This window comes from Deinococcus sp. YIM 77859 (assembly GCF_000745175.1).
Lineage (GTDB): Bacteria > Deinococcota > Deinococci > Deinococcales > Deinococcaceae > Deinococcus.
Map to the genome: position 1 here is coordinate 414,558 of NZ_JQNI01000002.1, position 24,060 is coordinate 438,617.

At 68.2% G+C, this 24,060-nt stretch carries 25 protein-coding genes and 1 CRISPR repeat array (1 of these 26 cut by a window edge); of the genes, 12 read left to right on the forward strand and 13 right to left on the reverse strand.

Features of this window, described 5'->3' with window-relative positions; translation table 11 throughout:
* Positions 1-1,520: direct repeats of the CRISPR family, unit length 37 nt; unit sequence GTTTCAATCCTCAGCCGCCCCGAAGGACGGCTGCAAC; it begins 1,052 nt to the left of the window's first position.
* 190 nt (positions 1,521-1,710) lie between these two features.
* From EI73_RS02205 to cmr1, 8 genes are read right to left on the reverse strand one after another with little or no spacing between them, the layout of a single operon-like run.
* The gene (locus EI73_RS02205; protein ID WP_034383759.1) at positions 1,711-2,751 is read right to left on the reverse strand and encodes a putative CRISPR-associated protein; all 1,041 of its coding nucleotides are present in this window, start codon (positions 2,749-2,751) and stop codon (positions 1,711-1,713) included.
* Positions 2,748-3,929 (reverse strand): TIGR02221 family CRISPR-associated protein, encoded by a 1,182-nt coding sequence (gene csx2, locus EI73_RS02210; protein WP_034383762.1) that lies wholly within the window; start codon positions 3,927-3,929, stop codon positions 2,748-2,750. The genes EI73_RS02205 and csx2 overlap by 4 nt, the downstream gene beginning before the upstream one ends.
* Entirely contained in the window at positions 3,926-4,936 is a 1,011-nt protein-coding gene (gene cmr6 / locus EI73_RS02215) for a type III-B CRISPR module RAMP protein Cmr6 (RefSeq protein ID WP_034383765.1), read from the reverse strand. Before cmr6 ends, csx2 begins: the two co-directional genes overlap by 4 nt.
* A complete protein-coding gene (locus EI73_RS02220; protein WP_051935379.1) occupies positions 4,933-5,448 on the reverse strand; it encodes a type III-B CRISPR module-associated protein Cmr5 in 516 nt (171 codons plus the stop codon). Before EI73_RS02220 ends, cmr6 begins: the two co-directional genes overlap by 4 nt.
* Positions 5,445-6,233, reverse strand: coding sequence for a type III-B CRISPR module RAMP protein Cmr4 (gene cmr4, locus EI73_RS02225; RefSeq protein WP_156103437.1), 789 nt, complete (start codon positions 6,231-6,233; stop codon positions 5,445-5,447). Before cmr4 ends, EI73_RS02220 begins: the two co-directional genes overlap by 4 nt.
* Positions 6,230-7,414 (reverse strand): type III-B CRISPR module-associated protein Cmr3, encoded by a 1,185-nt coding sequence (locus EI73_RS02230; protein ID WP_034383771.1) that lies wholly within the window; start codon positions 7,412-7,414, stop codon positions 6,230-6,232. Before EI73_RS02230 ends, cmr4 begins: the two co-directional genes overlap by 4 nt.
* Positions 7,411-8,838: a type III-B CRISPR-associated protein Cas10/Cmr2 gene (gene cas10 / locus EI73_RS02235; RefSeq protein ID WP_034383774.1), complete on the reverse strand. Its 1,428-nt coding sequence runs from the start codon at positions 8,836-8,838 to the stop codon at positions 7,411-7,413. Before cas10 ends, EI73_RS02230 begins: the two co-directional genes overlap by 4 nt.
* Positions 8,835-10,049, reverse strand: a complete 1,215-nt coding sequence (gene cmr1, locus EI73_RS15565) for a type III-B CRISPR module RAMP protein Cmr1 (RefSeq protein ID WP_197050733.1) — start codon at positions 10,047-10,049, stop codon at positions 8,835-8,837. Before cmr1 ends, cas10 begins: the two co-directional genes overlap by 4 nt.
* 236 nt (positions 10,050-10,285) lie before the next feature.
* Here cmr1 and EI73_RS02245 point away from each other — a divergent pair, with 236 nt between their 5' ends.
* The gene (locus EI73_RS02245; protein ID WP_034387534.1) at positions 10,286-11,395 is read left to right on the forward strand and encodes an NADH:flavin oxidoreductase/NADH oxidase; all 1,110 of its coding nucleotides are present in this window, start codon (positions 10,286-10,288) and stop codon (positions 11,393-11,395) included.
* Between the two features lie 29 nt (positions 11,396-11,424).
* Here EI73_RS02245 and EI73_RS02250 read toward each other — a convergent pair whose 3' ends face one another.
* Complete coding sequence (locus tag EI73_RS02250; protein WP_051935381.1) at positions 11,425-12,219, reverse strand: ABC transporter ATP-binding protein; 795 nt, start codon at positions 12,217-12,219, stop codon at positions 11,425-11,427.
* Positions 12,220-12,226: 7 nt separating this feature from the next.
* Here EI73_RS02250 and EI73_RS02255 point away from each other — a divergent pair, with 7 nt between their 5' ends.
* The gene (locus EI73_RS02255) at positions 12,227-12,913 is read left to right on the forward strand and encodes a Crp/Fnr family transcriptional regulator (protein WP_034383776.1); all 687 of its coding nucleotides are present in this window, start codon (positions 12,227-12,229) and stop codon (positions 12,911-12,913) included.
* On the opposite strand, the gene EI73_RS02260 is transcribed toward EI73_RS02255, so the two are convergent.
* Positions 12,910-14,097, reverse strand: a complete 1,188-nt coding sequence (locus EI73_RS02260; RefSeq protein WP_034383778.1) for a class I SAM-dependent rRNA methyltransferase — start codon at positions 14,095-14,097, stop codon at positions 12,910-12,912. The genes EI73_RS02255 and EI73_RS02260 overlap by 4 nt on opposite strands.
* Before the next feature lie 122 nt (positions 14,098-14,219).
* On the opposite strand from EI73_RS02260, the gene EI73_RS02265 reads away from it, so the two are divergent.
* The 3 genes from EI73_RS02265 to holA all read left to right on the forward strand — a co-directional run bounded on the left by EI73_RS02265 (position 14,220) and on the right by holA (position 16,526).
* The gene (locus EI73_RS02265; protein WP_034383781.1) at positions 14,220-14,741 is read left to right on the forward strand and encodes a hypothetical protein; all 522 of its coding nucleotides are present in this window, start codon (positions 14,220-14,222) and stop codon (positions 14,739-14,741) included.
* A gap of 67 nt (positions 14,742-14,808) precedes the next feature.
* A complete protein-coding gene (locus tag EI73_RS02270; RefSeq protein WP_034383784.1) occupies positions 14,809-15,633 on the forward strand; it encodes a serine/threonine-protein kinase in 825 nt (274 codons plus the stop codon).
* Positions 15,624-16,526: a DNA polymerase III subunit delta gene (gene holA / locus EI73_RS02275; RefSeq protein ID WP_034383788.1), complete on the forward strand. Its 903-nt coding sequence runs from the start codon at positions 15,624-15,626 to the stop codon at positions 16,524-16,526. The genes EI73_RS02270 and holA overlap by 10 nt, the downstream gene beginning before the upstream one ends.
* A gap of 11 nt (positions 16,527-16,537) precedes the next feature.
* Here the strand turns inward: holA and EI73_RS02280 are convergent, their stop codons facing one another.
* Positions 16,538-17,173 carry a CBS and ACT domain-containing protein gene (locus tag EI73_RS02280; RefSeq protein ID WP_034383791.1) on the reverse strand — a complete coding sequence of 212 codons (636 nt, stop codon included), beginning with the start codon at positions 17,171-17,173 and terminating at the stop codon, positions 16,538-16,540.
* A gap of 118 nt (positions 17,174-17,291) precedes the next feature.
* On the opposite strand from EI73_RS02280, the gene EI73_RS02285 reads away from it, so the two are divergent.
* The 3 genes from EI73_RS02285 (at position 17,292) to EI73_RS02295 (ending at position 18,802) form a co-directional block, all read left to right on the forward strand.
* The gene (locus EI73_RS02285) at positions 17,292-17,783 is read left to right on the forward strand and encodes an OmpH family outer membrane protein (protein ID WP_034383794.1); all 492 of its coding nucleotides are present in this window, start codon (positions 17,292-17,294) and stop codon (positions 17,781-17,783) included.
* A gap of 86 nt (positions 17,784-17,869) precedes the next feature.
* On the forward strand, positions 17,870-18,346 hold the full coding sequence (locus tag EI73_RS02290) for an OmpH family outer membrane protein (RefSeq protein WP_034383797.1): 477 nt from the start codon (positions 17,870-17,872) through the stop codon (positions 18,344-18,346).
* A gap of 60 nt (positions 18,347-18,406) precedes the next feature.
* Entirely contained in the window at positions 18,407-18,802 is a 396-nt protein-coding gene (locus EI73_RS02295; RefSeq protein WP_034383800.1) for a carboxymuconolactone decarboxylase family protein, read from the forward strand.
* A gap of 154 nt (positions 18,803-18,956) precedes the next feature.
* On the opposite strand, the gene EI73_RS02300 is transcribed toward EI73_RS02295, so the two are convergent.
* Positions 18,957-19,670: a hypothetical protein gene (locus tag EI73_RS02300; protein WP_034383803.1), complete on the reverse strand. Its 714-nt coding sequence runs from the start codon at positions 19,668-19,670 to the stop codon at positions 18,957-18,959.
* 254 nt (positions 19,671-19,924) lie between these two features.
* Here EI73_RS02300 and EI73_RS02305 point away from each other — a divergent pair, with 254 nt between their 5' ends.
* Genes EI73_RS02305 through EI73_RS02315 form a run of 3 tightly spaced genes read left to right on the forward strand, consistent with a single transcriptional unit; the run spans position 19,925 to position 22,110 of the window.
* A complete protein-coding gene (locus EI73_RS02305) occupies positions 19,925-20,686 on the forward strand; it encodes an electron transfer flavoprotein subunit beta/FixA family protein (protein WP_034383806.1) in 762 nt (253 codons plus the stop codon).
* Positions 20,683-21,633, forward strand: a complete 951-nt coding sequence (locus EI73_RS02310; RefSeq protein ID WP_034383810.1) for an electron transfer flavoprotein subunit alpha/FixB family protein — start codon at positions 20,683-20,685, stop codon at positions 21,631-21,633. The genes EI73_RS02305 and EI73_RS02310 overlap by 4 nt, the downstream gene beginning before the upstream one ends.
* A gap of 6 nt (positions 21,634-21,639) precedes the next feature.
* The gene (locus EI73_RS02315) at positions 21,640-22,110 is read left to right on the forward strand and encodes a phospholipase A2 (RefSeq protein WP_051935382.1); all 471 of its coding nucleotides are present in this window, start codon (positions 21,640-21,642) and stop codon (positions 22,108-22,110) included.
* 36 nt (positions 22,111-22,146) lie between these two features.
* Here the strand turns inward: EI73_RS02315 and EI73_RS02320 are convergent, their stop codons facing one another.
* Positions 22,147-22,893, reverse strand: coding sequence for a YkgJ family cysteine cluster protein (locus tag EI73_RS02320; RefSeq protein ID WP_051935383.1), 747 nt, complete (start codon positions 22,891-22,893; stop codon positions 22,147-22,149).
* Positions 22,894-22,927: 34 nt separating this feature from the next.
* Here EI73_RS02320 and EI73_RS16655 point away from each other — a divergent pair, with 34 nt between their 5' ends.
* Positions 22,928-23,962, forward strand: a complete 1,035-nt coding sequence (locus EI73_RS16655; protein WP_034383813.1) for an HD domain-containing phosphohydrolase — start codon at positions 22,928-22,930, stop codon at positions 23,960-23,962.
* Positions 23,963-24,060: the final 98 nt, after the last annotated feature.

Here is a 24,060-nt window from a genome sequence, read left to right on the forward strand (position 1 = left end):
ACTCCTCGCGGCGGACCAGGAGGTCCCCTGGCTCCTGGTTTCAATCCTCAGCCGCCCCGAAGGACGGCTGCAACGTGGTGCTCGTGCCGTTCGTGGTGTGGTTGATGCTGTTTCAATCCTCAGCCGCCCCGAAGGACGGCTGCAACCAGCCGTCCAGCGAGGCGTGCACGAGCCGCCAGGTTTCAATCCTCAGCCGCCCCGAAGGACGGCTGCAACCAGCCGTCCAGCGAGGCGTGCACGAGCCGCCAGGTTTCAATCCTCAGCCGCCCCGAAGGACGGCTGCAACCAGGCGATGGGAGGAGCACGGGCATGATCGAGGTCGTTTCAATCCTCAGCCGCCCCGAAGGACGGCTGCAACTGGCTGATTCGCGCCTTCGGGCTCGCCGGGTACGAGTTTCAATCCTCAGCCGCCCCGAAGGACGGCTGCAACGTGGTGGACGGCGAGGGACGGGCCATGGTGGGCGCGGTTTCAATCCTCAGCCGCCCCGAAGGACGGCTGCAACCCGGCGAATCTTCACCTGATTCTCGTCGTAGACAATGGTTTCAATCCTCAGCCGCCCCGAAGGACGGCTGCAACTGGTGACATTTTTCTGAGCGCGCTCACGCAGGATGTTTCAATCCTCAGCCGCCCCGAAGGACGGCTGCAACGCACAGGCGCAGGCGCGGGCCGTCGAAACCAAAATGTTTCAATCCTCAGCCGCCCCGAAGGACGGCTGCAACGCGAGGTGGTTCAGCACCATCCAGGCTGGGTGATGCAGTTTCAATCCTCAGCCGCCCCGAAGGACGGCTGCAACCATGCAGGAGGCCCGCTGATGGCGCGCCGGACCAGCCTGTTTCAATCCTCAGCCGCCCCGAAGGACGGCTGCAACTTGTCGCCCGCGAGGTCCAGCTCCTCCTGTTGTTTCAATCCTCAGCCGCCCCGAAGGACGGCTGCAACCTGGGGAGAGGGTGCCCTACGGCAAGAAGTTCAGCGTTTCAATCCTCAGCCGCCCCGAAGGACGGCTGCAACACGGGCGTGGACGTGCTGAAGGCGGCGCAGGCGAGGGTTTCAATCCTCAGCCGCCCCGAAGGACGGCTGCAACGGGCGTTGTTCTTGGGTTCGTTGCTGCCAGATGTGGTTTCAATCCTCAGCCGCCCCGAAGGACGGCTGCAACCACGCGCCTTTCTTTGTCCCCCTTACCGATGACGCGGTTTCAATCCTCAGCCGCCCCGAAGGACGGCTGCAACCCTGAGAATGCCCCGGGCAAAGAGCCACCGCAGCTGTTTCAATCCTCAGCCGCCCCGAAGGACGGCTGCAACGGGGCGTTGTTCTTGGGTTCGTTGCTGCCAGATGTGGTTTCAATCCTCAGCCGCCCCGAAGGACGGCTGCAACACCCCAGCGCCCGCCCCACTCCCAGCCGCAGCGCTCGGTTTCAATCCTCAGCCGCCCCGAAGGACGGCTGCAACACACGGGCGCGACCAGGCGGTGCAGCCGGATGGTGCGGTTTCAATCCTCAGCCGCCCCGAAGGACGGCTGCAACGGTTCGCCATCCGGATGCGTCCCAGACGGCTCCCCGCCATCAGTTTGCGCGAACCTCCCCAGAGCTGTCCAGTTTTTGGAGGTGGCCTTGAGGGTCAGTTGTCAAAGATCCCGTCCCAGAGGGACTTTTTGCTTTGCGCGAACCCCCCGGGGTTTTTTCGTCACGTGGGGTTCGCGCAGAAACGGAGGCTTTAGGGCAAGGCGGAGAACTCGTCTTCCTGGTAGTGGCTCCAGCGAATGGTTCGTATCAACTCCTGGTAGCGCCGCTCGTCCTCATGGCCGCACAGCTCGAGGACCCACAATCCGGCGTCGTCCTCGCGCACAAAGGCGCGGTGCACGCTGTGGCCCTTGGGAAACTTGAACACGTCGCCCCGCACGAGTTCCGCGCTGCGCCGCCAGTCGCCCGCCCCGCCGTGGCGCAGGCGTTCGAGCAACTGGCGGTAGGCGCTCTGGGTGCTGAAGTCCAGGGCGTCTAGGGTTCGCCGGGCACTGGCCGAGAGCCGCAAGGATCGCCGGGTGTCCGCCTGGCCCCGGAACGCTTCCAGGTACGCTTCACCCAGCGGCGAGAGGTAGCTCTGGCCGTCGGGGGCGTCCTCGACGAGGAGGGCCACGCTTTCGGGCAGGGCGGCCAGGCGCTCGTGAACGGCGTGGGTGGGGCGCGGTTCCTCGTCCAGCCAGTCGAAGAAGTCGCGGTACCAGCTCAGGAGGCTGTAGTCCCAACCGACCGGAGAAGCGGGCAGGGTGACCACGTCCCCGAAGCGCTCGTGGATGTAGCTCACGGGCACGTGAAACATCAGGCCCACGGCGGTGGCGTAGGCGATTTCAGCCTTGAAGCCGCCCGTCGCGTTGAGCAGGGGGCGCTGCTCGGCCCGCTTCGCCGTGCGGATTTCCTCGGCAAGCAGCCGCACCAGCGCGCGCAGCCCATGCGAGACGAAGCCCTTCTCGTTGTAGCTCAGGCCCGCGACGCGCCGCACGTGCACCGGGTGCCCCTGTCCCGCGAAGTAGGTGTTCAGGTGGTCGGCACAGCGCTCGCCGTCCTCGGTATCCGAGTGCAAAAAGACCAGCGTGTCACCGCCCTTCGCCAGCCGGGTGATGGCGTTGGCCTCGGCGCTGGCCCGCTGTGGGTCGCGCCGCAGCAGCGCCAGGGCATCCAGGCCGTCCGGATTGACGCGCGGATTATGCAGATTGCCCAGCAGACTCGTGCCGACGGTGGAGATGACGCGCTGGCTCACGCGGACTCCGGACCTTCCAGCTCCAGGCCCAGGGGGCGGACGGCGGCGGGGAGGAGGCCAAGCACTTCAGCGACCCTGCTGCTGACCCGGATGCTCTTGGTGCGGCTGTCGTCGCGCATGCCGAAATGGGCGAGGTCGTTTCGCAGATCGGTCAACTTTTCCCACAGGTTGGCTGCCTCTTGCAGCTCCGCAGGCGCTTGCTGAGGATTCTTGGCGTGCTGGCCCAGGAGAGTCTCGGCGTCTTTGCGGACTTCACGCCTGAGTTGCAGCTTCCCCGTTTGCCACCAGGTCACCACCGACACCAGCCACTCGCGCGCCAGTCCCACCGCCTGCACCAGGTGACCCCGCTGCTGGTACCACTCGATTTGGGCGTGATGCGACAGCAGGTTGAGCCGCTGGTCTTCACTCGCTTGCAGTGGCTGTACGGTGGTGGTCACCACGTCGGCGACTTCTAGAAACGGGCGGTGGTGAGCCAGGGTGTCCTCTCGCTTCCAGCGGCCCAGTTTCTTGAGGAGCTCGGTGGACAGCGCACCCACTTCTAGGGTGCGGTTGCTGGCCAGGGCAGCGGAAAGTTCGCTGAGCTTGGCGGCCACGTTTTTGAGGTCGTTGGCCCCTGCGACGTCCGTGAGTTTTTGAAACAGCCGCGCGTCCCCGGTGTCCTGAAAGCGCCCGGCGGCTTGCGCCCAGTCGAGCAAGGCCACCAGCGGCGTGAGGTCAACAACCGGCGTCGTTGCCCCCTCCACGTCGCGCGGCGTCAACTCCAGCGCGCCGTAGTACACCTTTTCAAGGGTGACGTTCCGCACCACCCGCAGGTAAGACAGCGCCAGGAAGCCCAGCATGGGCAGCGAGCGCAGACCGTGGGTGATGTCAAAGATGACCCGGCTGTCCGGCGGCACCGCCCCGGTCATCTGCCCGAACAGTTCCCAGGCTTCGGCCTCGGTGCGCCCTTCGGAAATGCGGACCCGTTCAAAATCAGGATGGTGCTCACGCACATACTGGCCGTTGCCCCCCTCCCACGCCGCGTCGGTGGCGAGCAGCTTGACCTTGGCTTCGGGGTACCAGCGGTGGAGGGCGACGGCAAAAAGCCCGGTGCGGATGACCTCGGAGTGGTGTTCGGACTCGTAATGGGCCTCGCGGTAGGCCCCGGTGCCCAGCGACGACAGAACAATCAGGCTCACCGCGCCTCCTCCAGCGCCGCCCGCACCTGGCCCAGCAGTTTCTTTTCACCCTTCGTGCGGTCGTCACTCTGGAGGCGCTTCAGGAGCCTTTCCAGCAGTTCCCGCCGCAGGGGGACCGGCAACTCCCTGATTTGACCCAGCAAGGGGGGCAGCTCGGCCTTGACCCTGCCGAGGTTCATCCCGGCGACGCGCTGGCGCAGGATATGGGCGCGGCCCTCAAACTTCTTCGCTTCCTCGGCTGCCTGCCGCTCTCGCTCGGCTTGCTCGGCGGCCCGGCGCTCGGCTTCCCGCTCGGCCGGGGTCTTTTCGCGCTCGACTGCAAAGCTCCCGTAGCCCGCGTTGGTCTTTCCGCCCAGGCCCAGGTGCGTCAAGCCCCACTCCAGCAGCCGCGCGGCGTAGGCGGCCCATTCCTCCGGCCCGCTCAGGCGCAGCTCGAAGCGCACGCCGGGCCGAACACTCAGAAACGCCACCGGGTTGGGATCGTCAAAGTCGGTGGGCCATTCGCCCCCGTCCCCGTAGTAGTCGGGGTGGTGTACCGTGATCGTGTCGAGTTGGAGGATCTCGGTCTGTCCCGGCACCAGCCAGCCGTCCCAAAAGGTCACGAAGCCCGCCGAGGTGGTGTCGCCAAAGATGGCGGTGATGGCCTCTGCTGGCACGCCGTTTTGCCGCGCCGCCCGTAGGGCGAGGCCCTTGAGGGCGCTCCCCGGCAGGTACGGCACCCCGTAGGTGTGGTGGAGGGTGAGGCCCACCTCAAAGGGGCTGGGGTTGCCCAGGCCGACCGCGAGTGGCCCGCGCGTCGTCGCCTCTAGGCGCACCGCGTCCCGCAGGGCGTCTTGCCAGCGCCCGAACGCTCCGGCATAGACAGCAGGGGGCGCGATCCGGGTGATGGCCTTCAGGTCTGCCTGGAGGCGTTCTTCCTGGCCACTCCCCTTGACCGCCAGCCGCCGGGTGAGGGCGTGCCCGGTGTGGCTGGCTCCGGCGGGCGGAAACTGTCCGGGCAGCCTCATTCGCGCTCCTCGCCCAGCTTGCCGTCAGGGTCCAGGATGCTCTCGCTCAGGCGGCGAACGTACACCCAGGCGGCCAGGGTGCGGCGGGTGAGGTGGCGGTACTCGGCGGTGGAGACCCCTTGTAGGTGGATCAGCACCTGTTCACGGCCCGCGCCGGTCTCGACGCTCACGGGCTGGCCCTGCGCTCCGGGCTGCCACACCGCCCACAGGTGGTTGAGCAGGTGCCGGTGCGCCTGGCCGCGCTCGTCACTCTTGCTCGCCTTGTCCACGCTAAAGGCCACCGCCTGCGCGAGTCCGACCTGCATCACCAGCGCCGGAAAATCCTTGACCCGGCGCAGGTAGTTCCGCTTCACGCCGTCGCTGGCCCCGGCCAGGGCCTCCAGCTGTTCAACCGCCTGTTTGATGTCCCGCTGGACGCGGTTGAACTTCGCCCGGGAAGGTGCCTTGTGCACAGGACCGGACTGGGGTTGGAGCATGTTGTTCATGGCCGCCGACATAGGATCCAGGCTCATCGCCCCACCGCCCGCACGCTCAGCAGGCCCCGCCCCACGCTGCCCTTGCCGCCCACCTGGAGGGTGGGAGGGGGCGTGAAGGCGGCCTCCCTCCGCAGCAGAAAGCTCGTCAGCAGGCTGGCGGCAGGCAGGGCTTCCTCGTACCACAGGGCACCGCTCGCCACGGTCTTGGTGTCCGGCTCCAGCCGGATGTGGGCCGTGACCTCGGTGGCGGTTTCGGTGAGGAAGCCGAACTCGTCGTCGTGCAGCAGGGCAAACCGTTCGGTGAGCTCTTCGCCCAGGCCGCTCAGCCCCGCGAGGGTTTGGGCCCACGCCCGCGCTCCCTCCGTCTCCTGCGCCGTGAGGTCGAGGTCCTCAAGGAGCACCTGCTCGCCCTGCACCAGGGTGCCCCCGGCCACCTGCGCCGTGCCCTCCTGGACGGCGGGCACCTCCGGAAGGCTGAGCGGGTGCCCCAGCGCCGCGAGGTCGCGCACGAGGCGACCCAGCACCAGCGGGCAGCTCGCGTAGGCAAAGGTGCCCCGGTACGACCGCACCGGCAGGCACAAGAGCCGGGCATCGGTGAAGGTGAGCTTTCCGGCGGCCTCCAGTGAGCCGAAAAGCTGCCGGGCCTCCTCGTCCTCGCGGCCGCCCCGCAGCACCCCCTTGAGGCTGCTCGCGGGCAGGATCGGAAAGCCGGTCGCCACCTCGCGGGCGATCGGCAGGTCGATGACGCCCGCGCTGCTCTGGCCGGTGCCGCTGTGCACCGGGGTGATGGCCTGCCACATCAAAAGGTCGACTTGCATCATTTCCACACTCCCCACAGCGCACAGCCGAAGCCGTCGCGCTGGTCATCTTGTTCGTCGCTCAGCGGTTTGAGCCAGGCATTCAGGAGGGCTTGGCGGTCAAACTGACCGTTGACCTCCAAGAAATAGACGCTCCCGGCGGGCACCGCCCAGCGCACGGCCTTGGGCTGCCCTGTATGCAGGTTCCAGCCGCTCACCGGAATGCGGCGGCCCACGGCGGCCCCCACGAGGTGAACGTCCCCCGACATCAGTTCGCGGATGCCGGCGGGCAACCCGCTGCCGTCGTGCCTCCGCGCCTCCTCCTGGCTCAGCCCCAGCCAGCCGGGTTTCCAGCCCCCGGCAAAGAGGGCCGGGCTGGTGAGCACGAAGAACAGCCGGGTGTGTTTTGAGTCCGCCAGAGCGTCCCGCACCGCCCCGAACTGCCCCAGGTTGGGCCACTGGTCCCGGTTGCCGCGGTCTTGCAGGGCCACCGGCCGCCGTTCGCCGCCCAGGTGCCCCAGCGGGGCCAGGTCCCCCCCAAGGTCCGTCTTCACCCGCAGGGTCCAGCGGTGGTAGGCCCCCTTCCGGCGCTCCTCGAAGCTGCGGTAGCTCACCGTGAACAGCCGCCCTTCGTCGCCGGTGCCGGTCTCGCTGTTCATGGCGACGTGGGTGCGTTCTTCCAGGGGCGGGCCGGAGATGTTCTCCAGCCCCTCCGGGACGCGGCCCAGGAGCCAGTCCTGCATGGCGTCCTGCGGCCAGTAGCTGTAGCCACCGTCAGGCTTGAAGGCGTCGCCGGGTTCGTTTCCGTCGCGGTCTTGCAGCAGCAGGGGCCGCAGCCCCTTGGGCAGGTCGGTGCCCTCACCGGGGCGCGGCTCAGCGGGCAGGGCGCGGTAGATCTGTCCGCTCTTGTCCACCACCGCGTTGAGCGGCGCGGGAAACATGAACCTGTCGTCCCGCAGGGGCAGCGCTCGGATGGGCGTGGCGTGCAGATCCCGCAGGGCGCGGCGCAGGGCTTCGTCGCTCAGGCCGCGCCAGTTCAGGCCCCGGCCCTCGCCCATCTGGGTGCGCACGAATCCCGCCAGGGTGTGCGGCAGCGGCAGTGGCAGGCTCTGGGCCCGCGACTCTTCGCCGCCGCTCGCAAAGGGCCGCCCGTCGCGCAGCAGCAGGGGAGAGAGGGGCTGAAGTTCGAGGATGGTGTCACTCACGCGGGATCTCCTTGGCCACGCAGGAAGCGGGCGATGATGAGGAGGTCAGCAAAGTCGTGCAGTTCGGTCGGGCTGCCGAAGTGCCAGTCCTTCAGAGCCTGTTCGTCCAGCCGCACCCCGTCGGCGGTGGCCTTGCGCCGGGCGACGCGCCGGGCCTCGTTCGTCAGTGCTGTGGGCGAGGTGTCTTCGGGCCACTCGCAGGCCAATTCACTCAGCTCGTAGGGCAGGCCACGGGGCAGGTTCAGGCGGGTCAACGCCTCCAGCGCGGGCGCTCCGTCCCAGCGCAGCGCCACCCGGCGCGGCGAACCGCCCCGCGTGTGCACCGCCACGCAGACGGCGTTCTTGCCGTCCACCTGCTTGGCCACCTTCTCCGCCGCCCGCGCCTGGGCCAACGAGGTGCTCAGCGGCTCGCGGTAGTGCACGACGGCAATCCCGGCGCTGAGGGTGCCCCGCACGGTATGCCGGAACGCCTCGGCCAGCTCCTGCCCGCACCTCAGGGCGGTGGTCACCGGCAGGAAGGCGAGCACGTCGTCCCCTCCCGCAAAGACCTTTTGGCCGTCATGCCGCTCCACGATTTTTTCCGCCTGCGCCGCGAAGTTGTCGAGCCGCCGGGAAATCTCGTGGTGCGCGTCCTCGCTGTCGTTGGCCGAGAGCAGCGCCCCCATGTTGTCGCCGTCGGCCACCAGGATGGCGAAATAGGCGTAGTCGGGTCTGAAGTCCTCGTCCTCCGCGCGGGAAAGCACAGCTCCCGGGTGCTTGGCGCGGTGGGCCAGGGTGTGGGTATCCAGCACCCTGGGCCGCTTCCTTCCACGCAGCCGTTTGAGCAGCGAGATGGCGTCGAGGGCCTCGCTGGGCTTGAAGTTCCAGGGGTCACCTTGCAACACCTCCGGCACCTGGCCCCCGCGAAAGACGCTGGCGTAGGCGGGGTCCAGCGGCGACTTGGGCATCCCCGCGTCCCCTTGCGAAAGCGGGGCAAAGTCGCGCAGGCTCTTGCGGGCGGCAAGGAGCGCCTCGACCCTGCGGCGGGCCGCCCCGTAGTCGTCTCCCAGGGGAACCCAGGCCGCATAAAACTCCAGGAAGTGCCCCAACTGAGCCTCAGCCCGCCCCCCATCGATGTGCGGGATGAGCGGGCGCACGTCCTCGTCCCACTGCGCCTTGAGGTACGCCTGCGCCTGCGCCCTGGCCCGCGCCGCGTGCGCGGCCGGGTCGCCCTGAACCACCGCCAGAATCTTGTTGGCCCCGCCCTTCTCCACGCTGGCGGGGTAGATGCGCTCCTCAGCGGGAAATACGCTCGCCGCCGCACCCACCAGTTCGACGAGCAGGGTGGACCCGGCCTCCAGGTCGGCCGTTTTGCGGGCCGCCGCGATGAACTCCTGCACCGGGCCGAGGGAGAGGGAGAGGAGGAAGCGCTCAGGGGCGGTCACAGCGAGACCTCCTGGAAACCCTGAGTCCGGGCGTACTGCACCAGAGCCTCACGCACCGGTCGGCCGTCCAGCGGTGGAATCTGCCTCAGCTCTTCGGGACTGAGGTTGATCTGCCGGGTCTTGACCTCACCCTGCCCCCTGAGTTCCACGCCGGGGCCGTCCCAAACATGGGGGCTGTCGAGCACCAGCACCAGCGGCACGTACTCGCCGCCGATGCGGGCCGCTTTGGTCACGACCGGTGACGCGAAGCGCTGCCGTCCCTCCCGGCTCCCCTGCAAGGTCTGATCGTCGGGTTCACCCTGCCCCTGAAAGTGAAAGATGATGGGCAGCCCCAGGTCGGCGCGGGGAAAGCCGCGCACCGGGTGAATGACCTGGTGGCCGTAGCGCCAGGTCAGGTCGCGCAGGGTGTCGGGTTCCGGGTACCGCGAGCGCCCCGGACGGTTGGATTGCTGACCCTTGTTGCGGGCAAAGTCCACGCCCTGCCGAAAATCGCGGTACACCGCCACCGCTTCAGCCCAGGCCTGCACCGGGTTACGCTGCGGCTTTCCGATGAAATAATGGCCCGGTAAGGCGGTGAGCAGCTTCCCCGCCTTCTTGTGGTGCCGGGGAAACTGTGCTTCGGTCCCCACCAGTTCCAGGCTGCCGCAGCCCCGGCGGGTGCGCGCGCCAATGCCCCCGAACAGCACCCAGGCGTGCAGGGCAGTTTCGACCTCTGGGCGCAGCTCCGGCGGACAGGTGAGGTGCAAGGTAAAGGCGACGTTCTCCCGCGCTGTGGCGGGCATCTCTTCGGTTTTACCGTGTTTGATGGTGCCCTGAAACGGGAACAGCGCGTAGGCCGGATACGCCCCGAAGTCGGTCGCCATCTTGCCGTTGCTGCGCCGCACGTGGCGAATCGGCTCGCAGTGCTGACCGGCGTCGGTGACTTCCACCGTTACCCGCACCCGGCCCGGCGTCTGGGCACTGCCCCAAATCCGTGACTCGGCCTCGTGCAGTTCCTGCGGCGTGGCGTACCCCGCCCCGGCGGTGGCCCGCCACCAGAAGCGCAGGTGGCCTCGCACGCTCGCGGCCCGCACCGGGTGCCGCTCGTCCACGTGGCGGGGTTCGGCACTCCCGCCAAACATGGGGGTGATGGTGCGCAGATGGACCGTGAGGGTGTCGGGTGCCGGGAGGGAGGGTAAGTCCGCTGGCAAGGGAGGAGCAGTTCTCGGCATCAGGTTCTCCATGGAGGTACGGCGGCCTCCGGTGTCGAAGAGGGTTCCGGGAGACAGAGAGACAGGCCATGCCGGAGCAGGGCAGGCTGAGTTTGTTGGCAGGCATGCTAAAGCCCGCAGAACCGTGAGGCAATCAACTTTGCAGCGGAGGTTGGGTTCGCCATCTCGCCTACAGGCCGCCGGCCATGAAGAGGAGTGATTTGGTGGCGGGTCCGGCTGGCCGCTACATTCTGCCCATGACCCAGCCTGCCTCTGTTGCCCCGGCCGAGGGCGTGCCGCAGCCCCTCCTGCTGACGCCGCTGAAGCTGCGTAGCCTCACCCTGCCCAACCGCATCGTGGTGTCACCGATGTGTATGTACAGCTCGCGCAACGGGCTGGCGAATGACTTTCACCTTGTTCACCTGGGACAGTTCGCGCTTGGCGGTGCAGGCCTGATCTTGACCGAGGCGACCGCCGTCTCACCCGAAGGCCGCATCAGCCCTGAAGACCTCGGCCTGTGGAGTGATGAGCAGATCGTGCCGCTGGGGCACATCACCGACTTCGTTCACCGCTACGGCGGTCTGATCGGCGTGCAGCTCGCGCATGCGGGGCGCAAGGCGAGCACCTATGCACCCTGGCGCGGGCGGGGCGCCGTGCCCGCCGAGGCCGGTGGCTGGCAGGTGATCGGGCCTACCGAGGCTCCGTTTCACCCGTCCTACCCGCAGCCGATGGCCATGACAGTTCAGGACATCGCGCGGGTAACGGCCGACTTTGCGGCCGCAGCGCGCCGGGCCTTGATGGCGGGCTTCGACGTGGTGGAGATCCACGCCGCGCACGGCTACCTGCTGCACCAGTTCCTTTCGCCGCTCGCCAATACCCGCACCGACGAGTACGGCGGCTCCTTTGAGCATCGGGTGCGCCTCTTGCTCGAGGTGGTGCGGGCGGTGCGGGCGGTCTGGCCTCTGCACCTGCCGCTTTTTGTGCGGGTCAGCGCCACCGACTGGGCCGAGGGGGGCTGGGACATCGAGCAGACGGTGCGGCTCGCGGGGTTGCTGCGCTTTGAAGGCGTGGACGTCCTTGACGTGAGCAGCGGCGGCCTCACGCCCCAGCAACACATCACGGCGACTCCGCTCTATCAGGTGCCCTTTGCCGGTCGGGTCAAGGCTGAGGTCCCTGATCTGCACGTGATGGCGGTTGGCCTGATCGACACGCCGCTGAAAGCAGAGCAGGTGCTGGGGCAGGGCTCGGCTGATCTCATTGCCCTGGGCCGGGCCTTTTTGCGCGACCCCCACTGGCCCCAGCGTGCTGCTCGCGAGCTGGGCTTGTCTCCGGCGCTTCCGGACGTGTACGCACGAGCGGGGTGGTAGGGCCTTGGGGGAAGCGGAGGGAGCTTCGCCTACCCTCTCCGGACTTCTGTCGTGTTGCCGTGCGGAGAGCTGGGTGCGGAAGGCGCAGCGCCCTCTTCCTCCACGATCCGCCCGTCGAGCAGGTGCAGCACCCGGTCGGCGCGGGCGGCCAGGCGTTCGTCGTGAGTGACGAGGAGCACGCCGGCACCCTCCTCGCGCGCGAGGTCGAGGAGCAGCGTCGCCACGACGTCCGCATTCGCTCGGTCAAGGCTGCCGGTCGGCTCATCGGCCAGAACGATGGCGGGCCGTACGCTCAGCGCGCGGGCGACCGCCACCCGCTGCCGCTCGCCGCCGCTGAGGACGCCCGGGAGCGCTGTCTCACGTCCCGCCAGGCCCACCCGGGTGAGCAGGGCCCGTGCTCGGTCGCGGCTGTCTTGACCGTTCAACAGCGCGGGTACCTGCACGTTTTGCAGCACGCTTAGGTCTTCGAGAAGGTAGTGCTGCTGAAAGACCAGCCCGACCCGGCCGGCTCGCCGCTGGGCCCGCGCGTGGGTGCTCAGGATATCCACCCGCTCGCCCGCCCACCACACCTCGCCCCCCTGCGGGGTGTCCAGGCCGCCCAGCAGGTGCAGGAGCGTGCTTTTGCCGCTGCCACTCGGCCCCGAGACGGCCACCACCTCACCGGGCAAGACGGTCAGGCTCACCCCGTGCAGGACAGGCGTGCTGCCAAAGCCGTGCTGGACGTGGTGGGCCGCGAGGGCGGGAACGGGGGTGGTCACGCGGGGTACTGTAGCGCACGCGGTGACCGCTCGCAGGACAGCCTGCCTGTGGCCAGGCGCTAGCATCAGCGCGATGGCGCGCCTGGATGATTTGAAACGCTCCCCCCTGTTCCGGAATGTGCCTGAGGACGCGGTCCGCGAGGCGCTAGGCGTGGTGGTGGAACGGACGTTTGGGCCCGGTGAACGGGTGGTCGAGCAGGACGCCGAAGGAGAGGCGCTGCACCTGATCACCGCGGGCGTCGTCCGTGTCAGCCGCGTCAGCCTGGGCAACCGCGAGCGGGTCCTGGGTGACATCTACGCGCCCGGTGTGGTGGGTGAGACCGCGGTGCTGGCCGGTCAGGAGCGCAGCGCCTCCGTCACGGCGCTGGGCGAGGTCCGCACGTTGATGCTGCACCGCGCGCACTTCGAAGTGATTTTGCGCCGACATCCGGGCGTGCTGTGGAACCTGGCCGAAATGCTGGCCCGGCGCGTCACCCTGCTCAATGACGAGCTCATCGCCTTTGGTCAGAACACTGAGGCGGCCCTCGGCCACGTCTTTTCGAACCTCTACCGCCAGCGCCTGGCCGCGGGGGTGCCTCAGCCGGAGGTGCTCCCGCTGAGCCCTTCGGACATCATGTTGCGCACAAGCAGCAGCCGCGAAACGGTGACCCGAGTTTTGCGGCGGCTGGAGGCGCAAAAGGTTCTGGAAGTCCGGCCCCAGACGGTCACGCTTCTTGATCCTTCCGCGCTGGAAGCCACCTTGATCGAGGAGGCGGACTAGGAGAGTGAGCGCAGCAGGATGCTCTTGAGGTAGAGACTTTCGGGCACGCTCAGCAGGTGCGGATGGTCGGCGGGCTGGTAGGTGATCGCCAAGACCTCGGCGTCCCTCCTGGCCTCGCCCGCCGCCACGCGTGCTGCATCGAGCAGGTCATCCACTCGGATGTAGTGGGCGCAGGTGCTGATGAGGAGGTGCCCTCCCGGTTGAAGCATCCGCAGAACCCGCTCGGCCCCTTCGGTAAAGATGCGTTTGGCGCGCGGTACGTCCTCTTTGCGTTTGGCGAGGGTGGGTGGATCGAGAACCGCCGCGCCAAACACCCGTCCCTCGCGTTCCAGCGCCGCGAGCGTCTCCAGGGCGTCGCCCCAGCGCACCCCGACATTCAGGCCGTTTTCGCGTGCCTCGCGTTCCAGCACACCCAGCGCAACCTGATCCTTGTCGATCGCGACCGGGGTTGCCCCTGCACGGGCCGCGTGCAGGCTGAAGCCGCCCGTGTACGAGTACACGTCGAGGAACGCCTCGCCCGCGGAGAGCAGCGAACGCAGCAGGCGGCGGTTGTCGCGCTGATCGAGAAAAAAGCCGGTTTTCTGCGCTGCCATGGGGGAGAAATGCAGGGTCAGGTCATCCTCAAAAAAGGTGACACGCTCGGGCACGTCACCCCACAGCACACCGGTGCGCAGGGCCAGCCCCTCGCGGCGGCGTTCCCCCGTGTCACTGCGCTCAAAGGCGGCGGCGGCACCCGTCTCCTCGCGCAGGGCCCGCAGGATCAGCTCGCGGTGACGCTCGGCCCCCGCATTCCGAAACTGCACGCTCAGCACGTCCGCGAACCGGTCGGCCACCACCCCGGGCATTCCGTCCGCCTCGGCGTGAAGCACCCGCAGGGCGTTCGTTCCGGTGATGCGGCCCGCTCGCCGTGCCAGCGCCGCGCGCACCCGCGAACGAAAAAAATGGAGGTCGATCGCCTCGCGCTCCCAGGTCAGCATCCGCAGGGGCGTTGCGCCCTCCGGGTTGAAGTAGCCGCGCCCGATCACAGCGCCGCCGGGCGCACGGACCTCCACCACCTCCCCGGGCGTGATGCCCGCGTCTGCTGCCGCGATATCTCCCGCGTGGCCGAAAGGATAGCGGCCAGTGATGCGCCGCACCGCCCCCGGTTGGAGGGTCACGCTGGCGAGTTGCCTTGCCTTGGTCATGCGGGCAGGGTAGCAGGGCCAGCCTCGCTCCCCGCCAACCTCACGCTGATCTGACGCCTCTTCGCACGTTCCTCACGCGATCTTCATGGCCGCGCCGGGGTCAGGCCGCTAGGGTGAGGGGAATGAAGACTGTGTTGCTCACCCTGACAGCTGCCGCCGTGCTGTCCGGTTCGGCTCTGGCCGCGCCCGTCAAGCTCGGCACGCTGCCCGTGACTGTGGAGCCAAGCACCCGCCTCCTGATGCTCAACGCGGAGGGGATTGCGCGAGCCTTTCCGTCGGCGGCAGGCCGCCCCGACGCGGTGTTTCTGACCGAGGACCGCAAGGTAAGCGTGGCCTTTGAGTGGCGCGAGGGCCGGCTGACGCCCGCGCAGGTGCCGGACCTGGTCGCGCAGTTTCCCGCCGTGCTTCGTGCGCAGGTGCCCAACATCAAGACCCTCAAGGCCAACCTGCTGGAGATCGGGGGCACGCCCTGGGCGCAGTTTGTGTTTACCACGCCCGGGCAGGGGGATGACCTGCGCCGCGAGCTGCTGATGACCAGCGCCGGTGGCCGCATCCTGGTCGTGACGGTCGCGGGGAACGTCAAGGACTACAGCCGCAACGAGGCGGTGATTCGTACCCTGATCAACAACGTTCGCCTCGCCTAAGCCGGGCGAACAACGCCAGCGCACGTTTCTGCGGCTGTGACGTTCCTGTGTGATGCCCCTGCCTACAATGGACCGCGTGCACAGACGTTCTGACTCGTCTCTGTTGGGCACCCAGGCTGGCGGGTGCGCGCGCGTGCTGGGGGTACGCGGCGGCGTGCAGAGCGAGGTGGGCGAGTGGAATGGGCGGGTGGCCTTTATCAAGTCGCTGCTCACCGACGACCCAGAGGTTGCCCTGCGCTTCGAGCACGAAGGTCAGATCGCAGAAGAGCTCAGCCATCCTCTGGTGGTGCCGCTGCTCGCCCGGACGCCCCGCCAACTCGTCTTCCCGTTTGTGGCTGGCGGCACGCTGCGCGAACGGGTGGAGCGCGGTCCCCTCCTGACAGCCGAAGCCCTCAGCGTGACGTGCGGCGTGCTGAGGGCCGTCGCGCACCTGCACGCGCGGGGGGTGACGCACCATGACCTCAAGCCCGAAAACGTCCTGCTGGTTGGTGGTCGGGCGCGGGCCGAGCAGGTGCGCCTGATCGACTTCGGCATGAGCCACTCGCGGGCGCTGCCCACCGATGTCCACAGCGGTACCCGGATGGGCACGCCGCACTTTATGGCCCCTGAGCAGTTCTGGGGCCGTCGAGGTGACCCGCGCAGCGACCTGTATTCCGTCGGGGTGCTGCTGTTTGACTGCCTGGCCGGGTGCCCGCCCTACGAGGACGCCCTGGGCTGGCTGGTGGGCGTCTCCCAGGAGCGGGCCCCTCTCCCTGGTCCGCCGGAACTCCATCCCCTCCTGGAGGCCGCCCTGAGCCGCGATCCGGCGGATCGCCCGCAAAGCGCCCTGGAGATGCAGGCCCAGCTTCAGGCTGCCGCCCGCGCGCTGGGGTTGGAGGCTCTATGCCCCTGATGGCCTTTAGCGGCAACCGCTTTCTGGCGGAGGAGGCGTTGCGGGACACCCTGATGGCCCGGGGCCTTTCTCCCCGCGACCTGCCGCGTCTTGCGGGCGAGGAGGTCACCGCCGACACCATCGCGCCGCTTCTGGCACCCAGCCTCTTTGGAGATGGGGGCGTGATCGTGGACCTGGCGGGGACCAAACCCGACAAGGCCCTGCTGGAGCTGCTGGCGTCCGCACCCGTCACGGTGGCGGTGCTTGATGAGGCGCCGCCCGCCGGCCGGGTCAAGCTGTACGAGTCGCGCGGCGAGCATTATCCCTCGGCTGCGCCGCAAAAAACAGGGGACGTGGCGGGGTGGGCGGCGCAGCGTGCCCGCCGTGCGGGCCTCCGCCTCGACCGGGAGGCCGCGTTGTACCTCGCGGAGGTGTTTGGCCCGGACCTCACTGGGATTGCCGGGGAGCTTAATAAGCTTGCCCTGCTGGACGGCCCCCTGACGGCAGACCTCGTGCGCCGGGTGGTGGGCCGCGAACCGCCCGGCGACACCTTTGCCATGCTGGGCGCCGCGACGGGTGGCCGTCCCGGCGAGGCCGTCACGCACCTGCGCCGCCTGCTCGCAAGTGGTGAGGATCCCTTTCGGCTGCTGGGGGCCGTGGTGTGGCAGTACGGCTTGGTGGCCCGCTGCGTCGCCCTCCTTCAGGAGGAGGGCCGCGTGACCGAGGCGGGGGCGGCCCAGCGCCTGGGCCTCAAGCCCTACTCGGCCAAAAAAGCCCTGGAGGTGGCCCGCCGCCTCAATGAGAGCAGGATTCGCGCGCATCTCACCCGCATCCTCGACGCGGAGGTGGCCATGAAGCGCGGGCTCGATCCAGCGGCCGTGTTGGAGCGCTTGATTGTGCAGCTCAGCGTGTAGGGGTCCAGACCCTAGCCCAGCACGTCAATTCCCGCGGCCTGCACACGTGCCCGTACGTCTTGGGCCCCCTCGCCGGTCACGCGCATCACGAAGCGGCGGCGAGGCTGCCCCCCTGCGGTGGTGTGGCCATAGGTCGCGACGCTGATGATGTTGCTGGGCTGCGCGGCCTGTGCGGCGCGGGCCAGGCTGCCGGGTTGGTCGGGCATATCCAGGGTGAGCCTGGTGCCCCCCTCCTTCAGCCCCATGATGTCGACAAAGGCCCTCAGCACGTCCGTGATGGTGATGATGCCGGTCATGCGTCCAGCCTCGTTGAGCACGGGCAGACCGCCGACGCCGTGTTCCTGCATGCGCAGCGCAGCGTCTTCCATGTACTCGTCCTCCTGAGCGGTGATCACCGGGCGGGCCATCATCTCGGAGACGGTCAGTTTGCTCAGCAGGTAGTTCAGTTCCCAGACGCTTAGGGTGGTTGCCTTGCTGGGCATCGCGTCCTTGAGGTCTTTGCGGGTTGTGATGCCCACCAGCTGCTCCCCCTCCATCACCGGCAGTCGGCGAAAGCCCCGCTCCTTGAGGATCTTGAGGGCGTCCATCACAGGCGTGTCGGGGGTGACGGTCACCGGGTTTGGCGTCATCCAGTCTTTGACGAGCATGGCGCCAGCTTACTCTACGCTTTGCCCTTTCCTGAACTGATCGTGACCTGATCCACTGTGTGAGCAAACTGTGAAAGGGTTCATTCGGCTCAGAAACGTGCGTGCTAGCGTACCGCCCATGAAGATCAACGCCAAAGCCCTCGCCCCGCTCGCTGTTGTGGCCGCTTTCGGTCTGGGGACGGTGGTGCCGCACGCCCAGACGACGCCGCAGAAGATCGGCTTCGTGGACGTGCAGAAACTGCTGTCTGCACACCCCAACGACAAGGACATCAAGGCCATCCAGCAAAAGGCCAACGCCGAACTGAGTGATCTTGAGAAGCAGATTCAGGCCATTGACGCCAAGGGTGCCCAGGCGACCGCCGCCGACAAGGACCGGCGGGCCCAACTGCTGAGCACCGCGCAGGCCAAGGCCAAGAGCTATGACACCCAGCTTCAGCCCAAGGTTCAGGCCGTCGAAAAGGCTGTCGATGCCGCAGTTAGCAGTGCCGCCAAGGCGAACGGCTTCGGCATCGTGATGGACCGCAACGTCGCTGCGGCCAGCGGCCTGGTGATCTACGCCGACGCCAGCACGGAACTGACGGACGCCGCGCTCAAGGCGCTTAAGCCCTAAGGCGGGCAAGGCCGCCAGGTCCGGCCCCCGCCACGCGCGGGGGTTTTGCCTTGAGCGGGCTCCACGACCAACCGAAGGAGACTCCTGTGAAAAACGCGTTTCTGATCCTGCCGCTGGCCCTGCTGGCGACCGTACCGCAGGCACAGCAGAAAACACACCGTCTGGGCTTTGTGGATGTGCAGCAGGCGGTTGCAGCGCTGCCCGGGAGCAGCGCGTACCTCAACCTCAGCAAAAAGGTTGACGCTGACCTCAAGGCCAGGCAGCAAAACATCCAGACGCTCGCCGCCAAGGCCGCCAGCACCCGCAGCGCCGCTGACCGCCAGGCGCTCCAGAAGGCGCAGCAGTCGTTTCTGAGCGCCCAGAAGGGTTACCAGCAGCGTCTGTCCACTGAATTCAAGCCCCTCGCGAGCAGGATTAACGCAGCGGTCGCCAGTGTCGCCAGGGCGAACGGCTACACGGTGGTGATGGACCGCCGGGTGGCCGCACAGACGAGCCTGGTCGTGTACGCGAATAACCAGGACACCGACCTGACGGCGGCTGTGGTCAAGGCGCTCAAGAAATAACCCTCATGGAGCAGGCCCGCCCTCCACGTCGGGGGGCGGGCCCCCTGCTACGCTCCCCGCATGGAGAACCCCACTGATCCCAAAGCGCCTGGCGTTGCCCGTACCCAGATTTTTGGGTTGCAGGAAGAACGTATTCTCCAGCGCCTCGCAGCCCTGGACCCGGACTTGATGCGGTACGTGCGCGACTTCGCCTACGACACCGTGTACGAGCGGCCTGGTCTGGACCTGAAGACCAAGGAGCTGATCGCCTGCGCCCTGCTGGTGTCCCTGGGGAGCCCCGAGGAACTCCGCACGCACCTGCGCGGAGCGCTGCGGGCCGGGGCCACCGAACAGGAGGTGCGCGAGGCACTGCTGCTGTGCGTGCCGTACCTGGGGTTCCCGCGGGTGGTGGCGGCCTTCACGCAGCTTCAGGCGTTGCTCAATAGCCAAACAAAACCCCCCACCCGCGAGGGGTGAGGGCGCAGGGGAGAGCTCCCTTTCTAAGTGGCGGGCGGCTACAGTTCCGCCCTTCCGGGAAACGACAACCGGAAGGGCTCCACCTCCGCCACCCGCCACCTTTTGGCTTCTCGCTCCGCTCGAGGTGATGATGCGATCATCACCTGCCAGCGACTTAGAAGGTGGTCTTGATGCCGATGCGCGCCTTGAACACTGTGCCGGGGCGAACGAAGGCGGCGCTCCGTTCGTTGTACCCCGCCTCGCCGGGCCTGAAGGTATCCACGTTCCCGTTGCTGCTGGCGACGGTGAAGGAGGAGCCGAAGAACTGATCGACCCCCAGGTCACCCACCAGGCTGAGGTTGGCGGCCAGCGGGTAGCTGACCATCAGGCCCGCACCAACCCCAAACGCGTTGCTGGAGAACGTCTGGCTGCCGTTTTCGCCAAAGTCGGCGGTGCTGCGGAACATGCCGTAACGCCCCCCCGCGTAGAAGGTGCTGTCCAGGCCGGGCGAGAGCTCGCCCACACTGTACGTGCCGTCAACACTGAGGATCATACGGCTGCCCGACTCGGTGGCTAGGCCCTGCTGTTTGGCCTGCCCGTACGTAAAGGTCGCGGGGAAGAGGGTACCGGTGGGGTCTACGGGGGCGTTGTCGTTGATCGCGTCGCTGGGGCGCGTGAAGCTCACGCCCGCCTTGATCCCAAAGGCCCCCGCGACGTTGGGCGCGTGGACGAACACCTCGCCGCTGAGGCCGCCCGCGTAGCCGCCGGTCAGGCCCAGCTCAATGCCGTTCAGGCCCATGCCGACCGGCGTGGCAGGAATGGTGTTGACGGTTTGTGCGCCCGCGGTCGCGAGGCCAGCACTCAGGGCAAAAGCAAGGAGCTTCTTCATGGCACTTCGTAGCCTGACTCACCAAGATGAGCGGCGCGCTTCATGAGTTTTACTGCGACTTTATGAACTGGAAAGCGGGGCGTCAGGCTTTTCTGGATGAGAAGCTTCTCAGCTCGGCGGATCGCCCGGGCCTCGCTGGGGGGCCGGTAGCGCCCGGGCGGCAGGCTTGCTAAACTTGAACCGAGTCTAAGTTGTCAGGCGAAGTGCCTGGGCATGGAGCGTGTTTGCCGCTCTGGCCTATTCTTGGAGGACCCATGAAGATCCTGACCCTAGTTCGTCAAGTCCCCGACGCCGAAGCCCGCGTCAAGATCAGCGGCCAGCAGGTTGACCTGGAGGGGGCGACCCTCGTGATTGACGGCATGGACGAGTACGGGGTGGAAGAAGCCCTGCGCCTGCGCGAGAACGGCGGGACCGTTGAGGAGATCGTCGCCCTGGCCGTTGGCCCCAAACGGGTGGAGGACGCCCTAAGGACCGCGCTGGCGATGGGCGTGGACCGCGCCATTCACGTGGAGACCGAAGAAAAGCTCGATCCCATCGCCCTGAGCAGCGTGGTCGCGCAGGTCGCGCAGGCCGAAGGCGTCAGCCTGATCCTGGTGGGCGGACAGGAAGCGGACTGGGACAGCCAGGCGCTGGGAGCCGCGACCGCCGAACGCCTGGGCTGGCCGCAGCTCACCTGGACGAACGAGCTGCGGCTGGAAGGGGAGACCCTGACGGGTCGCCACGACGTGGATGACGGCAACGAGAGCTTTCGCGCGAGCTTGCCCGCCGTGGTGACCACCCAGCAGGGCCTCAACGAGCCGCGTTACCCTACGCTGCCCAACATCATGAAGGCGAAGAAAAAGGAACTCCGCAAGGACGACCTCGCCAGCTACGGCGTGCAGCCTAGGGTACGGGTGGTCAACAGTGAGATCCAGACGCGCGCGCGCCTGAACCGAATGATCGACGGCAAGGACCCCCAGGCTGCCGCCCAGCAGCTGCTCGACCTCCTGCGCAACGAAGCCAAGGTGATTGCATGATTCTGATCGTCGCCGAACACGCGAGCGGCAAGCTCGCCAAGTCCACCCTGGAAATGATCACCGCCGCCCGCGAGTCGGGCCGTGAGGGTCCGGTCACGGTCCTCGTTCTCGGCCAGGGGGTTGCCGATGTGGCCAACGAGGCCGCGCGGTACGCCGATCAGGTGCTGGTTGCGGATCTGCCGCAGCTCGCGGGGTACAACGCCGAGCTGTGGGCCGCTGCTGCCGCGCAGATTGCGCGTGAAGGCGAGGCCCATACGGTGATCATCGGTGGCAGCCGCTCGGGCCGTGAGTACGCGCCGCGCGTCGCCGTGAAGCTCGACGCCCCGTACCTGGAGGATGTCATCGCCCTCAAGGCGAACGGCAGCGCCCTCCAGGCGCAGCGCTACACCTACCTCGCCCGCGTCACGGAGACCGTGGAGGCGGAGGGTCCGGTGGTTGTGGTAACGGTGAAGCCCGGCTCCTTTGCGCCCGCTCAGCCCGCCGCTGCCGCCGGGGAGCAGTACGACGTGGAGCTTGAGCTCCCGGCTCCGCGTGTGGAGGTCACCGGCAAGAGTGTCGAGAAGAGTAGCCGTGTGGCGCTTACCGAGGCGGACATCATCGTGACTGGCGGGCGCGGCGTGGGGAGCCCCGAGAACTTTGCCGCCTACGTCGAGGGCCTGGCGGACCGGCTGGGGGCCGGGGTGGGCGCGACCCGCGCGGTGGTGGACGCGGGCTGGCGCCCCTACGCCGAGCAGGTGGGGCAGACCGGCAAGACCGTGCAGCCCAAGGCGTACATCGCGCTGGGCGTGAGCGGCGCCGTGCAGCACCTCTCGGGCATGGGCAAGAGCCGGTACATCGTCGCCATCAACAAGGACGCCGAGGCGCCCATCTTCAAGGTCGCGGACTACGGGATCGTCGGGGACGTGAATCAGATCGTGCCCGCCCTGATCGAGGCCGCCCGGAAGTAACCCCGCTTGCGCCCGCTCCTGCTGCTCGGCCTTTCCGGCGTGCTGCTGGGCTGCGCGCCCACCCAGTTCCGGGTGGAGGCCTCGCCCCAGGGCACTGATTCCCGGCTGGCCGTGGTCAAGCGGCTTGGCTGGGGCACGCCCGAAGCGTTCCGGGCAGCGCGAACCACGCTGGAGCCGCTCTGGCCCGACCTGGTCTGGCAGGGCAACGGGTGCAGCGCTCCCGAGGGCCTGGGCTTGGGCTACCGGAACGTGTTTGCCCCCGCCTGCGAGGTCCACGACTTCGCCTACGACAACCTGCGGGTGTTGGAACCGACCGCCGCGAACCGCCGGGCGAGCGACGACGCCTTTTACGCCAACATGAGGGCCATCTGTGCCCGCAGGCTCCTGGCCGCCCAGCCCGCTTGCTTCTCGGCGGCGGCCGCCTACTATGCGGCGGTGCGTCTGCGCGGGCACACGCGGTTCGCGCCCGGTACCTGAACCTCTACCCGCCCTTTCTCGCTGTTTCTCTAGGGGTCAGCCGATGTCCAGGACCGTGGGGTGCGCGAGACCGGCTGCCTTGGCCACACGCCAGGCCCCCCGCGCGTCGCCCTGGGCCACCCGGTCTATAAAGGCTGCGTCCCGCGCCAGCGTCGTCAAGACCCAGAAGTCTCCCCAGGCTTCCAGGCCCCACTCGGTGCGCATCGCCCTGGCTGCGGCGGCCCAGATGGGTTCGGAGAGGTGTTCCAGCGGCGCGATAAAGTGCAGTTCGCCGTCGGTGCCCGGGGTGCGGCGGACTTCCCGTTGATACTGCTCGCGCTCGCGGCGGGTCATGGCCTCCCACGCTCCTGCCTCGCAGTACCGAGCGGGGAGTGCGCTGAACGTGTCGCGGCAACGGGTAGGCCGCACGTCGTAGCGGGTGCAGCCGCCGCTGGCAGGATCGAGCAGTGGGCAGAAGCCGACCTCCGTGCGGTGGCGCTCCACGTACACGCCCTCGTTCGGGGCGGTGCGGGCGTTGCGCAGCACCCTCCGGGCGTGCGTCTCCACACGGGCCGCCTCCTCCTCTGAGAGGGCCTGGGCGGTCACCAGGGCTTCGGCGAGGCTCACGCGGATGGGCATGTTGCAGCACGCGAAGCAGCCCGCGCCGCAGTACACGCGCCCGCCCCGTTCCTGGTAACGCGCCGTCCACGCCTGTGCCCGCCGCGTGTAGGCCGCGTAGCCCCGCTCGACTGCGGCGGTCACCCGGGTGGTGGGGGAGGGGGGAGGGGGGGAAGAATGCGTCACCGCGGCAGGGTAGCGCGGTTATACTGAACACAAGGTGTTCCGTCGCTCTCGTCCGCAGCCCGCGCCGACGCCCGGGCCCGACTCCCGTTCCTCCGCCGGCACGCCGCTCAGAGAGACTCCCGACGCGGCGCAGGTGCTGGGCGACCTGCTCGCCCGCCCCGATCCGGAGAGCCTGCTTCAAGGTGCCCTCGCCCATGCCGTCGCCCTGCTGGACGGACAGGCGCAGGGCTACGCCGTTCTGCGGCGCAGTCAGGACCGCGTCGCCGCGGTGTTTGGGTATCCTGAAACGTTGGTCGGCTTGGCCCTGCAAGGCCCCTGGGCGGGCGCGCGGCCTCGTCTGCTCACCGATGGCAGCCGCGAACTGTACAGCCTGAATCCTCCGGAGGTGCGGGAGCAGCTGGACCGGGCCGGTCTGCGCAGCGTGTCCCTCACCCTGGTGGTGCCGCTGGCCGACCGTGGCCGCACCCTGGGCGCGCTTGTGCTGGACCGAACCGCCCCCGCAAACCCGACCCCCGAGCAGCAAGAAGCGGTGACGCGGTGGGGCGGAATGGTCGCGCCGTTGCTGGCGCTGATGGACTCGCGTGATGAGTGGCGGCAGACCGCCCGGCAGGTGGCCAGCGCGCTGGTCGAGGCTGTCGAGAGCCGGGAGTTTGACGCGCTGGGACACGCTCAGGCGGTGGCGGAGACGGCGGTGCGCCTGGGCCGCGCCGTGGGCCTGGTCGAGCGTGAGCTGGAAGAACTGTGGTACGCCGCCACCCTGCACGACCTGGGCAAGATTCACGGGGAGGCTGGTCACGCCCAGGTGGGCGCGAACTTCCTGCACGACATTCCGCATCTCGCGCAGGCGCAAAAGGCGATCCGGCATCACCACGAACGCTGGGACGGCCAGGGCGAACCCGCCGGGCTGGCCGGAGAGGATATTCCCCTGTATGCCCGCATTCTGGCGGTAGCGGACACCGCCGTACGGCTCGGAGACCTGGAGCGCGTCCGGGCCCAGGCCGGCCAGAGCCTCGATCCCCGCCTGGTCGAGCTGCTGGAAAGGCTGCCGCTCGACCGGGCTCAGGGCTAGCGGAAGCAGTGGGCCTAGGCGGAGCGTTCTACTCGTCACTCTCGGTACGATCTCAACGAAGCTGGTCGCCATGCCGAACGACTGCCGCCGCATTCTGG